This window comes from Roseateles saccharophilus, from assembly GCF_031458095.1.
GTDB classification, from domain to species: domain Bacteria; phylum Pseudomonadota; class Gammaproteobacteria; order Burkholderiales; family Burkholderiaceae_C; genus Pelomonas; species Pelomonas saccharophila_A.
Map to the genome: position 1 here is coordinate 145,616 of NZ_JAVDXU010000006.1, position 11,906 is coordinate 157,521.

14 protein-coding genes are annotated in these 11,906 nt (G+C 66.8%); 5 read left to right on the top strand and 9 right to left on the bottom strand.

Annotated elements, in window-relative coordinates; genetic code table 11:
- Window positions 1–46 precede the first annotated feature (46 nt).
- Window positions 47–1,243, top strand: a complete 1,197-nt coding sequence (locus J2X20_RS28090; RefSeq protein WP_310272821.1) for an NAD(P)/FAD-dependent oxidoreductase — start codon at window positions 47–49, stop codon at window positions 1,241–1,243.
- A gap of 4 nt (window positions 1,244–1,247) precedes the next feature.
- On the opposite strand, the gene pcaF is transcribed toward J2X20_RS28090, so the two are convergent.
- The 3 genes from pcaF to J2X20_RS28105 all read right to left on the bottom strand — a co-directional run bounded on the left by pcaF (window position 1,248) and on the right by J2X20_RS28105 (window position 4,906).
- Window positions 1,248–2,450, bottom strand: coding sequence for a 3-oxoadipyl-CoA thiolase (pcaF, locus tag J2X20_RS28095; protein WP_310272823.1), 1,203 nt, complete (start codon window positions 2,448–2,450; stop codon window positions 1,248–1,250).
- A 246-nt stretch (window positions 2,451–2,696) separates the two neighbouring features.
- Window positions 2,697–4,112 carry an FAD-dependent oxidoreductase gene (locus J2X20_RS28100; RefSeq protein WP_310272825.1) on the bottom strand — a complete coding sequence of 472 codons (1,416 nt, stop codon included), beginning with the start codon at window positions 4,110–4,112 and terminating at the stop codon, window positions 2,697–2,699.
- Window positions 4,109–4,906 carry an enoyl-CoA hydratase-related protein gene (locus tag J2X20_RS28105; RefSeq protein ID WP_310272827.1) on the bottom strand — a complete coding sequence of 266 codons (798 nt, stop codon included), beginning with the start codon at window positions 4,904–4,906 and terminating at the stop codon, window positions 4,109–4,111. The genes J2X20_RS28100 and J2X20_RS28105 overlap by 4 nt, the downstream gene beginning before the upstream one ends.
- Before the next feature lie 116 nt (window positions 4,907–5,022).
- Here J2X20_RS28105 and J2X20_RS28110 point away from each other — a divergent pair, with 116 nt between their 5' ends.
- The 3 genes from J2X20_RS28110 (at window position 5,023) to J2X20_RS28120 (ending at window position 8,630) form a co-directional block, all read left to right on the top strand.
- Window positions 5,023–6,057, top strand: a complete 1,035-nt coding sequence (locus J2X20_RS28110; protein ID WP_310272829.1) for a sensor histidine kinase — start codon at window positions 5,023–5,025, stop codon at window positions 6,055–6,057.
- Entirely contained in the window at window positions 6,054–6,812 is a 759-nt protein-coding gene (locus J2X20_RS28115) for a LytR/AlgR family response regulator transcription factor (RefSeq protein WP_310272831.1), read from the top strand. The genes J2X20_RS28110 and J2X20_RS28115 overlap by 4 nt, the downstream gene beginning before the upstream one ends.
- A gap of 99 nt (window positions 6,813–6,911) precedes the next feature.
- The gene (locus J2X20_RS28120; RefSeq protein ID WP_310272833.1) at window positions 6,912–8,630 is read left to right on the top strand and encodes a M14 family metallopeptidase; all 1,719 of its coding nucleotides are present in this window, start codon (window positions 6,912–6,914) and stop codon (window positions 8,628–8,630) included.
- 45 nt (window positions 8,631–8,675) lie between these two features.
- On the opposite strand, the gene udk is transcribed toward J2X20_RS28120, so the two are convergent.
- The 5 genes from udk to J2X20_RS28145 form a co-directional block, all read right to left on the bottom strand.
- The gene (gene udk / locus J2X20_RS28125; RefSeq protein ID WP_310272835.1) at window positions 8,676–9,317 is read right to left on the bottom strand and encodes a uridine kinase; all 642 of its coding nucleotides are present in this window, start codon (window positions 9,315–9,317) and stop codon (window positions 8,676–8,678) included.
- A 241-nt stretch (window positions 9,318–9,558) separates the two neighbouring features.
- Window positions 9,559–9,807: a hypothetical protein gene (locus J2X20_RS28130; RefSeq protein WP_310272837.1), complete on the bottom strand. Its 249-nt coding sequence runs from the start codon at window positions 9,805–9,807 to the stop codon at window positions 9,559–9,561.
- A 95-nt stretch (window positions 9,808–9,902) separates the two neighbouring features.
- Window positions 9,903–10,331, bottom strand: a complete 429-nt coding sequence (locus J2X20_RS28135) for a hypothetical protein (protein WP_310272838.1) — start codon at window positions 10,329–10,331, stop codon at window positions 9,903–9,905.
- Window positions 10,332–10,351: 20 nt separating this feature from the next.
- Window positions 10,352–10,747, bottom strand: a complete 396-nt coding sequence (locus J2X20_RS28140; RefSeq protein WP_310272841.1) for a hypothetical protein — start codon at window positions 10,745–10,747, stop codon at window positions 10,352–10,354.
- A gap of 76 nt (window positions 10,748–10,823) precedes the next feature.
- Entirely contained in the window at window positions 10,824–11,213 is a 390-nt protein-coding gene (locus J2X20_RS28145; RefSeq protein ID WP_310272842.1) for a hypothetical protein, read from the bottom strand.
- 133 nt (window positions 11,214–11,346) lie between these two features.
- On the opposite strand from J2X20_RS28145, the gene J2X20_RS28150 reads away from it, so the two are divergent.
- Window positions 11,347–11,529 carry a hypothetical protein gene (locus tag J2X20_RS28150; RefSeq protein ID WP_310272844.1) on the top strand — a complete coding sequence of 61 codons (183 nt, stop codon included), beginning with the start codon at window positions 11,347–11,349 and terminating at the stop codon, window positions 11,527–11,529.
- A 148-nt stretch (window positions 11,530–11,677) separates the two neighbouring features.
- Here J2X20_RS28150 and J2X20_RS28155 read toward each other — a convergent pair.
- On the bottom strand, window positions 11,678–11,906 hold a 229-nt coding region (locus tag J2X20_RS28155; RefSeq protein ID WP_310272846.1), incomplete at its 5' end, for a hypothetical protein.

Sequence of the window (11,906 nt, forward strand, 5' to 3'; positions counted from 1 at the left end):
ACGACAATCGCCGATTGCCTTTGTCGTTCAGCTCCTAGCCCTTCCGATGTCCGTTGAAGTCCTGATCATCGGTGCCGGCCCCGCCGGCAGCGCCTGTGCACGCACGCTGGCCCGCGCCGGCATTGACGTCCTGCTGGTCGACCAGCACCCACCGGGCCGCGACAAGACCTGCGGCGACGGCCTGATTCCCGACGCCCACAAGGCGCTGGCCCGGCTGGGCCTGCTGGACGAGGTCATGCGCCGCGCCCAGGCTGTGGCCCATGTCGGCTGCATCGGCCCGCGTGGCGGGCGCATCGACGTGCCGGGCTCGCTGGCCGTGCTGCCGCGCAAGGAGCTCGATGCCCTGCTGCTGCGAGGTGCGCAGGAGGCCGGGGCGCGCTTCGAGCAGGCGCGCTTCGAGTCCCCGCTGGAGAGCGAGGGCCGGGTCGTGGGAGCTCGCCTCAAGCGCGGTGACGACAGCGTGGAGATCAGCGCCCGCTGGGTCGTCCTCGCCACCGGCGCCGTGCCCAAGGCGCTGACGGCCGCCGGCATGTGCGAGCGCCACACCCCCAGCGGCGTGGCCCTGCGCGGCTATGTGAAGGCGCCGCAGATGGTCGGCAAGATCAAGGCGCTGGAAGTGGTCTGGGACAAATCGGTGCGGCCGGGCTATGGCTGGATCTTCCCGGCGCCGGACGGCCACTTCAACATCGGCGTCGGCGTGACCGATTCGCATCGGGACCTCGGCGGCGGCAAGGGCGTCAAGAAGGACGTCAACCTGCGCGCCATCTTCGATGCCTTCGTCGCCAAATACGCGCCGGCGGCCGAGTTGATGCGCGTCGGCGAACTGGTCGGCGAGCTCAAGGGCGCGCCGCTGCGCTGCACGCTGACCGGCGCCAAGTGGACACGCCCCGGCCTGCTCGTCACCGGCGAGGCCGCGGGCAGCACCTATTCCTTCACCGGCGAGGGCATAGGCAAGGCCATGGAGACCGGCATGCTGGCGGCCGACGCGCTGCTCAAGCATCGCGAAGACGACGCCGCGGCCCGCGCGGCCTACGAGGCCGGACTGACGGCCCTCAAGCCCAAGTTCGACCTCTACGAACGCGCCAACCGCGTCAATGCCCACCCCTGGCTGGCCGACCTGCTGATCTGGCGCGCCAAGAAGAGCCCACGGCTGCTGACGCGGATGAGCGGCGTCCTCAATGAGACCAGCAATCCGGGCAATCTGGTCAGCCTGAAGGGCATCTCCAGGCTGTTCTTTGAATGACGCGTTAGACGCGTTCCACGATCAGCGCGATGCCCTGCCCGACGCCAATGCACATCGTGCACAAGGCATAACGGCCGCCCGTCATTTCGAGCTGGTTGATCGCCGTAGTGACCAACCGCGCGCCGCTCGCGCCCAGCGGGTGACCCAGGGCGATCGCGCCGCCATTCGGGTTCACGCGGGCGTCATCGTCGGCCAGGCCCAGGTCACGCAGCACGGCCAGGCCTTGCGCCGCGAAGGCCTCGTTCAGTTCGATGACATCCATCTGCGCGAGCGTCAGGCCCGTCAGCGCCATCACCTTGCGCGTCGCCGGCGCCGGGCCGATGCCCATGATGCGCGGCGCCACGCCGGCCGTGGCCATGCCGACGACGCGGGCACGCGGCTTCAAGCCGTGGCGGGCCGCTTCGGCCTCGCTGGCCAGCAGCAGCGCGCAGGCGCCGTCGTTGACGCCGCTGGCATTGCCGGCCGTCACGCTGCCCTCGGGCTTGACCACGCCCTTGAGCCTGGCGAGCGCTTCCAGGCTGGTCTCGCGCGGGTGTTCGTCGAGCAGCACGCGCACCGGCTCGCCCTTCTTCTGCGGCACTTCGACGGGCACGATCTCGCGCTCGAAGAAGCCACGCTTCTGGGCCGCTATGGCCTTCATCTGCGAGGCCAGGGCCATGCGGTCCTGGGCTTCGCGCTCGATGCCGAAATCGGCCGCGACGTTCTCGGCCGTCTCGGGCATGGCGTCGACGCCGTACTGGGCCTTCATCTGCTTGTTGATGAAGCGCCAGCCGATGGTGGTGTCGTAGACGGCATTGGCGCGGCTGAAGGCGCTCTCCGCCTTGGGCATGACAAAGGGCGCACGGCTCATGCTCTCGACGCCACCGGCAATCATCAGCCCGGCCTCGCCAGCGCGGATGGCGCGCGCAGCCGTGCCGATGGCGTCCAGGCCCGAGCCGCAGAGGCGATTCACCGTGCTGCCGGGCACGTCCACCGGCAGGCCGGCGAGCAGGGCGGCCATGCGCGCCACGTTGCGGTTGTCCTCGCCGGCCTGGTTGGCACAGCCATAGATGACGTCGGCCACCTGGGCCCAGTCGACATTGGCGTTGCGCGCCATCAGCGCCTTGATCGGCAGGGCGCCGAGGTCGTCGGTGCGGATGGAGGACAGAGCGCCGCCATAGCGGCCGAAGGGGGTGCGAATCGCGTCGCAGATAAAGGCTTGAGTCATTGAAGTCTCCAATTCGATGTTCGGATTTGCGGGCCGAGCGCCGGGCCGCTCCCTAGCCGGCCCGGCTGGCGATGTGCTTGCGGCTTGACGCCGCAAGCATCGCCGTCCCCGCGGGGGCTGAGGCCGGACACGGCAAGTCCTGTGGACTTGTCGTGCCTGCCGAAGAGCGGCCGTCTGGTCGGCTGCGCGGTCTGCAAGACCGACCAGGCATGCCCGCGTTCAGCGGCGCAAGGCTGGGCGAGGGGCTCACCGCAAGTACGGCGACACGCGATAGCGTTCACCGCGGTAGTGTTGATCGAGTCGGTCCAGCAGCGCGACGACGGGCGACGCGCCCCAGAAGGCCAGCCATTCGAAAGGCCCGGCGGGATAGTTGACGCCCAGCTTCATGGCCGCGTCGGCGCCGGCTTCGTCGCAGACGCCCTGGGCCACGGCGTCGGCCGCCTCGTTGATCAGCATGGCGATGGTGCGGGCGACGACGAGGCCGGGCAGGTCGGCCATGGCACGCGGCACCAGGCCCAGGCGGGTCAGCCATTCGGCGGTGTGGGCATCGCCCGCATAGGCGATGTCGCCGGTGGGCGCCAGCGGCAGGTCGAAGACGGCCGCACCGGGGCCGAAGTCGCGGGCGCGGCGGCCATCGGTCAGGCGCAGCTCGCGGCCATCGATGGCCACCCCCACCCAGTCGCTGTCCAGCTCCCGCACCGCCTCGGGCAGGTTGGCGACAAAGCGCTCGGCCAGGGCGCCGCGACCATGCACGACGAGGCGGGCCGCCCGCGGCGGCGCGATGTTGACGGCCGGCAGGGCTGGTGCGCCTTCGGGGTAGCGGTAGAAGCCGCGCCCGCTCTTGCGGCCGAAGAAGCCGGCATCGACCAGCTCCTGCTGCACCAGCGACGGTGTGAAGCGGCGGTCGTAGAAGTTGGCGGCGAAGACCGAGTGGGTCACGGCGAAATTGGTGTCGTGGCCGATCAGGTCCATCAGCTCGCAGGGGCCCATGCGGAAACCCGCGGCGCGCAGCACTGCGTCGATGAGCTCGGGCGCCGCGGCGCGGTCCTGCAGCAGCATCAGCGTCTCGGCGTAATAGGGTCGGGCGATGCGGTTGACGATGAAGCCCGGCGTGGAGCGCGTGTGCACCGCCGTCTTGCCCCAGCGGCCGGCCAGCTCGAAGACGGCCTGCGCGACCTCGGGCGAGGTGCCCAAGCCCGACACCACTTCGACCAGCTTCATCAGCGGCACGGGGTTGAAGAAATGCATGCCGACGAGCCGTTCGGGCTGCTTCATGCCACGCGCCAGCGCCGTCACCGAGATGGAGGAGGTGTTGGTGGCGATGACGGCGTCGGGCGGCAGCAGGGCCTCCAGCTCGGCAAACAGGGCGCGCTTGATGTCGAGGTTCTCGACGATGGCCTCGATGACGAGGTCGGCGCTGCCAAGGGCCTCCACCGGCGTGATGCGAACCAGCGCCGTCTGCGCGGCGTCGGCCGTCAGCTTGCCCTTGGTGACGAGGCCGTCGAGCATGCTGGAGAGCTTGCTCTTGGCCGCCTCGGCCGCGCCGGCGCGGGCGTCAAAGAGCGCGACCTGATGGCCGGCCTGGGCGGCCACTTGCGCGATGCCAGCGCCCATCAGGCCGGCGCCGACGACGAGGATGCGGGAGTCGTTCAGGGAAGTCATGCTTTGGAAGTCCAGTTGGGCTTGCGCTTGGCCAGGAAGGCGTCGAAACCTTCACGAGCTTCAGGCGTCTTGCGCACGCGGGCAATTGCTCCGGCCGTCAGCTCGCGCACTTCATCCGTGACCGGGCCGGGCGCGAGGCGGGCATAGAGCTGCTTGATCTCGGCCTGGGCGGCGGGGCCGCAGGCCAGCAGGTCGGCGATGAAGGCCTCGATGGCCGCATCCAGCCCCTCGGCCGGCACCACGCGCTGCACGAGGCCGACGCGCTGCGCCTCGGCGGCGTCGATGCGGCTGGCCGTCAGCGCCAGGCGGCGCGCCTCGCGCAGGCCGACCGCATTGACGAGATGCGGGCCAATGACGGCGGGCAGGATGCCCATCTTGGCCTCGCTGACCGAAAAGCTGGCGGCCTCGGAGGCGACGGCCATGTCGCAGGCGGCCACCAAGCCGACGCCACCGCCCAGGGCCGCACCCTGCACGCGGGCGAGCGTCGGCTTGGTGCACTCGGCAATGCGCGCCAGCATGGCCGAGAAGCGGCGCGCGTCGGCGAGGTTGTCTTCCTGCGAAGCGGCGGCGGCGCGCTGCATCCACTGCAGATCGGCACCGGCGCTGAAGTGCTTGCCGGCACCGGCCAGCACGATGGCACGCACACCGGCATCGCCGCCCAGTTCGGCAAAGGCCGCGTCCAGCTCGGCGATCAGGGTCTCGTCGAAGGCGTTGAACACCGCCGGCCGGTTCATCGTCAGCACGGCCACGCCGTCGTCGCGGCGTTGCAGGTCGAGGGAGGTCCAGGAAGGCATCCGGACATTCTGCACTTTTCCCGACCGATCGGTCGACTGTGCCGTTCAGACGCCCCGGCCTGCCATTCGCCGCCAGTGGCGGCCGCCGGCGTGATGCGCCTCCTAGACTGCAAGCCATGTCGTCACACCATCGCTTTTTCCTGGACTGGGACCAGTGGCTCTACCCCGGCCCGCGCCGCGTCTTCAGCGCCGAGGAGATGGCGCGCGCCGGCAGCCAGCCCTGGCCGACCGGCATCGACCACTACGCCTACGTCAACCTCATCCTGCTGCTGGCCATCTACGGCAGCCACAGCGCCGGCTGGACCTGGCCCCTGGTGCTTGGCCTGGGCTGGGCCACGCTGGCCGTGGCGCGCTGGCTGTGGCGGCAGCCAACGCGCAAGCGTCTCAACGTGGCCTGCTACGCCGTGCTCAGCCTGATCTTCGTCATGGCGATGGGGCTGGCGCGCAGCGGCTGGCGCGAGCAGGTACTGGACGGCATGCCCATGCTGCTGGCCATCCTGACGGCCGTGCTGTCCGGCTGGTGGATCCTGACGCTCTACCGCGTCGAACAGATCGAGGCGCGGCTGCGCGAGCTGGCGGAGCAGGAGGCCGCGCTGAAGCTGTCCACCCGCCTGGCCGCCGCGCAGATCCAGCCGCACTTCATGTTCAACACCCTGGCCTCGCTGCAGCACTGGGTGGACACCGGCGACGCCCGCGCCGCGCCGCTGCTGCGCGACTTCACGGCCTATCTGCGCGCCACGCTGCCGATGTTCGAGCGCGAGCTGCAGCCCCTGGCCGATGAGATCGAGATGGTGAGGCGCTACCTGGCCATCATGCAGGCACGGCTGGGCGCGCGGCTGGCCTTCAACATCGATGTGCCGGCCGACCTGGACGTCGAACTGCCGCCGGGCCTCGTGCTGACCCTGGTGGAGAACGCCATTGCCCACGGCATCGAGCCCCAGCTGCGCGGCGGCCACCTCGACATTGCCGCGCGCGAGGAGGCCGGCCGCCTCGTGCTGACCATCAGCGACGACGGCCCCGGCCTTGCCGCCGGATGGGCCGAAGGCGTGGGCCTGTCCAACACACGGCGCCGCCTGGCCGCGGCCTTCCCTCACGCCACCCTGACCCTGGCCGACGCCCATCCCGGCTGCATCGCCACCCTGACCCTATGAATGCCATCACCGCCCTGATCGCCGATGACGAGGAAGCGCCGCGCGAGCAACTGCGCGCCGCCCTCGCCCGCCTCTGGCCCGAGCTCGACATCGTTGCCGCCAGCAGCAATGGCGCCGAGGCCTGGGACGACTGCCTGGCCCTCGAGCCGGCCATCGCCTTCCTCGACATCCGCATGCCCGGCCTGACCGGCCTGGACGTGGCACGCCGGCTGTCATCCCTGGCGGCGCCGCCGCTGATCGTCTTCGTGACGGCCTATGACGACCAGGCCCTGGCGGCCTTCGACGCCGGCGCGGTGGACTACGTGCTCAAGCCCGTTGATGACGAGCGTTTGGCCCAGACCCTGACGCGGCTGCGCCCACGGCTGAGTCAGCCCACGCCCGATACGACGGCCCTGCAGCGCCTGCTGGCCAGCCTGCCCCAGGCGCGGCCGGCCATGCGACCCATCCAGGCCAGTGTCGGCCGCGAGGTGCATCTGATCCCGCCCGAGGAAGTCATCTATTTCGAGGCCGACCAGCGCTACACCCGCGTCGTCCACCAGGGCGGCGACGCGCTGATCCGCACGCCGCTGCGCGAGCTGCTGACCCAGCTTGACCCCGAGCAGTTCTGGCAGATCCACCGCTCGGTGCTGGTCAACAGCCGCTGCATCGCGCGGGCCGTGCGCGTGGACGAAGGCACCATGGTCGTGACCCTGCGCGGGCGCGACGACAAGCTGCCGGTGTCGCGCCAATTCCAGGCCCTGTTCAAGGGGCAATGAAGGGCAAACCCTTGGCCTCCCGCAGGGGCCGGCTTCGGACAATCCGCGGCACTTCATAGCCCCTAGTTTTGGGGGCCACACAAAGAGACCCGCCGCGCCATGCCCTCTTCATTGCCCTCACCCCGCTTCGACCATTTCTACCGCTACGACGAGCTCACCGCCCTGCTGTTCGCCTATGCCGAGGCGCGGCCCAACCTGGTGTCGGTGCGCTCCATCGGCAAGAGCTATGAGGGCCGCGACATCTGGGTCATCGTCGTCACCAATCTCGCCAGCGGCATGGACATCGACAAGCCGGCGATGTGGATAGACGGGAACATCCATGCGGCCGAGTTGACGGCGTCGACGACCTGCATTTACTACGTGCACCAGTTGCTGAGCCTGCACGGCGGCATCTCGGCCGAAGCCCAGCAGGTGAACCGCCTGCTCGACTCCCGCACCCTCTACATCGTGCCGCGCCTGAACCCCGACGGCGCCGAGCTGGCCCTGGCCGACCGGCCGCGCCACATCCGCAGCTCGACCCGGCCCTACCCCTACACCGAGGAGGCCGTCGACGGCCTGACCATCGAGGACGTGGACGGCGACGGCCGCATCCTGACCATGCGCGTGCCCGACCCGCATGGCGGCTACAAGAAGCACCCGAACGATCCGCGGCTGATGGTGGCGCGCGAGCCGGGCGAGCAGGGCGGCGAGTACTACCGTCTCATCCCCGAGGGCTTCATCAAGAACCACGACGGCCTGACCGTGAAGGTCAATTCGGACCGCGAAGGGCTGGACCTGAACCGCAACTTCCCCGGCGAATGGCGCCAGGAATTCCAGCAGCTCGGCGCCGGCCCCTATCCGACCAGCGAGCCCGAGGTGAGGGCCATGGTGGACTTCATCACCCAGCATCCCAATATCGGCGCGGCCATCAGCTATCACACCCACAGCGGCGTCATCCTGCGCCCCTGCGGCACGCGCAGCGACAAGGACATGACGCCCGAGGACCTGTGGCTGTTCCAGAACTTCTCCAAGCTGGGCGAGAAGCACACGGGCTACCCGGCCGTCAGCATCTACGAGGACTTCCGCTACCACCCCAAGGACGTCATCACCGGCACCCAGGACTGGGTCTACGAGCACCTGGGCGCGCTGTTCTGGGTCGTCGAGCTGTGGTCGCCGAGCAAGGAGGCGGGCCTGGAGGTCGAGAAGTTCATCGACTGGTACCGCGAGCATCCCGTCGAGGACGACGTCAAGCTGCTGAAGTGGAGCGACGAGAAATGCGGCGGCCAGGCCCATGTCGCCTGGACGCCCTTCCAGCACCCGCAGCTGGGTGCGGTGGAGATCGGCGGCTGGGACAAGATGAACTACTGGCGCAACCCGCCGCCGGCCCTGCGCGAACGCGAAGCCGCGCGCTTCCCGGCCTGGATGACGCAGATCGCGATGAGCCTGCCCAAGCTGGAGCTGATCCGCACCGAAGTCCGCGCCCTGGGCCCCGACATGTGGCGGGTGCGCATGGCCGTCGCCAATGCGGGCTATCTGCCGGCCTATGTCACCCAGCGCGCGCTGGAGCGCAAGACGGTGCGCGGCGTCATGTTCGAGCTGCACCTGCCCAGCGGCGATCCGGCCATCAGCCTGGTCAGCGGCAAGGAGCGCATGGAAGGCCCGCAGCTGGAGGGCCATGCGCCCAAGCAGAGCCAGCTCGCCTTCCTGTTCAACAAGCAGCCCACCGGCGACCGCGCCGTGGCGGAATGGGTGGTGCGCGCGCCGGTGGGCACGCGGCTGGCGCTGTCGGCCAGCGCCGAGCGCGCCGGCCTGGTGCGGACCGAGGTGGTGCTGGACTGAAGAGACTCCTGCGGCTCGCCTGTCGGGGCGACGGGCGCCCGGGGCTCAGCCCTGCTCGAAATCGCGCAGCAGGCTCATCACCTTGGTGGTGATGATGTCCACCGCCGGACCGTTGGCCCCGTGCGGCAGGATCACGTCGGCGTTGCGCTTGGTCGGCTCGATGAACTGCTTGTGCATGGGGCGCACGGTTTCCAGGTACTGGTTCACCACCGACTCGGTGCTGCGGCCACGCTCCGAAATGTCGCGCTGCAGCCGGCGGATGAACCGCACGTCCGAGGCCGTGTCCACATAGATCTTCAGCGACATCATGTTGCGCAGCTTGGTGTCGTACAAGGCGAACAGGCCCTCGACCACGATCACCGGCGCCGGCTTCACGGTGATGGTGTCGCTGGAGCGGTTGTCGGCCGAGAAGTCATACACCGGCATCTCGATCGCCTCGCCCTTGCGCAGCGCGGCCAGGTGCTGCGCCATCAGCGGCCAGTCAAAAGCATCGGGATGGTCGTAGTTCTGCTTGCGCCTGTCCTCGGGCGGCATGTGGGACTGGTCCCGGTAGTAGTCATCCTGCATCACCACCGCCACCTTCTCCGGCCCGATGGCGGCCAGCACCTGACGCGTCACCGTCGACTTGCCGCTGCCGCTGCCCCCGGCCACACCGATGACGAAAGGCTTGTGAGGGGTTTTGGGCATGAGGTCGTGGGGTGGGCGTGGGCGATGCCTGGGAATTTACAAGCTGGCGAGCGGATTTTGAGCGGCCTCGGGGTCCGCTTCAGGCTGGTTGCTGTCCTTGGCAGTTGGCGTCCGAGAGTCAGCAAAGTGCCCGAAGCGGACGTCGGCGCAGGCCTACCAGGCCTTCAGAACGCTGCCGTTCAACGTGCAAGTTCAGCGGACGGCGCAGCCGGTCCGCTGCAAAGACAGGTTAGCCAGCTGCTCATCGGCCAAGCCTCCAAGCACCAACCGCTGCGGCGACTGCAGCGACCAATGACGCCAGGCACAGCAAGCTGGCTATCGCCGGCTGACGGCAGCGCGGATTTTCGGAGAACAAGCTGCTGTTGCTGCCGCATTCGGTGAAGGCCATTGAATAGGACGACGCAATCCACAAGAAGCAGTACGCCGCCGTGCACAACATAAGCATTGCGAGCACTGCAAGCGCTACACGGGCGAAGTTGCGGATGTTCATCTGCTGATGGCTAACGTTGAAAGTAACCGGCACCGCAGCGCCAGCGGAGGGAACCCAAACTGCGCAGCAGTTTGGGTGTCCGGTTGACTGCAGTGTTAGGCATTAGCAAGGCTGATAGTGACAAGAACAAGCGCTTCAGCTCTGAACTCGTAGTGAACTGTGCGATCCCCAAAGCTGCCTTTAACATAGCCTTCGTCAGATTTCGAAACCTGGATCGGGATACCTGCTCGTTCAAAGGCGCCTTTTGCTTCTCTGAAAGATTGGTAGAGCGGCACCCCAGCGTAATCTGGCCTGATCGGTTTGAATTTTCCCCGCGACGATGCATACAGGAAGATGGTCCGCAGTAGTTGTGCATCGCTAAATATGAATTCGAAGCCTCCGTCGTGGAACGACGCCGAGTATCTGTCTGGGGTGTTTTCGCGGAGCCGATCAAAGTCATAGATGACATCGACCCCGTAGTGCTCGAGGAGATCGACGATCTGATCGTCCTTTAGCGCCAATCCAAGTAGCTGGGAAATATTCATCTGATGCCTAACGTTCGCGCTCAGCGGGCGGCGAAGCCGGCCGCTGCAGCAACAGGTTGGGCAGGGCAGTTCGCGAAAACGGCCAGCTTCTCTTTCTCCTTGGGCATAGGAAGAGCGCAAGGATCGGCCACCTTTATGTGCCCGACGTCTACGCCATACCGCTCGCAGGTCTGGCGTTGCAATTGATCCAGCGCAACGGGGACTTCTTCAAGGTCGTAAAGACCGCTGGAGTAGAAGCGAACGAGTTCCCCAGCTGCGTTGTGTGTTGAGTCCTCATGGCCCGGAATCCAGCTCTGCGCGGTGTTGTAGGCCTGCTCAGCATTCGCTGCAGTGAACAACGACGACGTTATGTAGTGCACGGTGGATCCCGGAGCCTCTTCGGTGAGGATGAAATGTGCGACGAAGAGCTTCAGCACTGCGCTGCCCAACGTTGGAATTCAGCCGACCAGCCAGCGGAGCTGGCGCAGGTCGGCTGCAATGACCGGTTGAGCATCATTTCGGCGCCGACCAAGGATCCATTCGGGTGACCTTCTGGATAGAGCCAGACCACAGACCCAAGTGGCCTTTATCCGTCATCGAGAAGACACCCTCCACGATGACATATTGATTGTTGGCGCTCGCCGCTGACTTCTTTGGCAAGCGCTCGACATCGAGCCAAAGCCCGTTCTTCGTGATGCCCTGCAAGTAGTCTTCCCGATGGAGGTAGATCGCATTGCCTTCGAACTCCAGCCGCGCGAAGCCTATTACTCTGACCTGCTTGCCGTCGAACTCCCTCGGCGTAGCGATGAGGCTGATTAACGAGACGTCGACCGACTGTGCAGAGACCGCGGTCGCGAAGGCAACAAGCCCGATAAAAGCAGCACGCCTTTTCATGATGCTCAACGTGTGCGCTCAGCGGGCGGCGAAGCCGTCCGCTGCAGCAACAGGTTAGGTGTCAGTCTATTGACCACCACAACTCCAGTTCGAAGAAGCGATTATCTGAACGGCGAGCCATCTTCACTGTTGCCTCCATGTCGTGCCCTCCATCCTCAAGGAGAAGAATCATTTCGTCGAAGTGGAGATCGGCTCGCAGGTGCTCCATGAGTTGCTGAGCGGCCAAGAGAAATTGCGGGGCAGCGGCTTCAGAAACGTAGTCGCCCTGCGAGGCTTGAAGGAATCTACCGAGGTCCGCAAGTTCGCTCGGCCGTCGAATCGTTGAGCCAACTGCGCTTTCCGGATACCGAGAGTGCGCTTGATTGGATGCCTCTACATATGTATAGAGCAAGCCACCCTCTGAATAAGCGGCGTGCGACTTCTCTTGAAGCTCGGATAATAATGACAGCGTGGATGGCGACAGCATCTGAGACCTAACTAGGTTGTAGGGCGCTGTTTTGCTGCATAACACCGGCACCTGTCTGCATAACATCGGACACCTCTCTGGCCCGCAGGCCGCGCCATTGCTTGATTTCAAGCTGTTTGACTGTTAATTTATACAGCATCAACAATGCCGGCAAGCCCGGCATTCCTTCAGTTGCGTCGCGGAGGTCATTGTCTAGGCCTCTATCCGCAGGCTCGCCGCCCTCCGGGGCGGATTGG

Bases quoted from the DNA above. Each gene is read 5' to 3' on its own strand.
- J2X20_RS28090 (WP_310272821.1), top strand. From the start codon at position 47: ATGTCCGTTGAAGTCCTGATCATCGGTGCCGGCCCCGCCGGCAGCGCC.
- pcaF (WP_310272823.1), bottom strand. From the start codon at position 2,450: ATGACTCAAGCCTTTATCTGCGACGCGATTCGCACCCCCTTCGGCCGC.
- J2X20_RS28100 (WP_310272825.1), bottom strand. From the start codon at position 4,112: ATGACTTCCCTGAACGACTCCCGCATCCTCGTCGTCGGCGCCGGCCTG.
- J2X20_RS28105 (WP_310272827.1), bottom strand. From the start codon at position 4,906: ATGCCTTCCTGGACCTCCCTCGACCTGCAACGCCGCGACGACGGCGTG.
- J2X20_RS28110 (WP_310272829.1), top strand. From the start codon at position 5,023: ATGTCGTCACACCATCGCTTTTTCCTGGACTGGGACCAGTGGCTCTAC.
- J2X20_RS28115 (WP_310272831.1), top strand. From the start codon at position 6,054: ATGAATGCCATCACCGCCCTGATCGCCGATGACGAGGAAGCGCCGCGC.
- J2X20_RS28120 (WP_310272833.1), top strand. From the start codon at position 6,912: ATGCCCTCTTCATTGCCCTCACCCCGCTTCGACCATTTCTACCGCTAC.
- udk (WP_310272835.1), bottom strand. From the start codon at position 9,317: ATGCCCAAAACCCCTCACAAGCCTTTCGTCATCGGTGTGGCCGGGGGC.
- J2X20_RS28130 (WP_310272837.1), bottom strand. From the start codon at position 9,807: ATGAACATCCGCAACTTCGCCCGTGTAGCGCTTGCAGTGCTCGCAATG.
- J2X20_RS28135 (WP_310272838.1), bottom strand. From the start codon at position 10,331: ATGAATATTTCCCAGCTACTTGGATTGGCGCTAAAGGACGATCAGATC.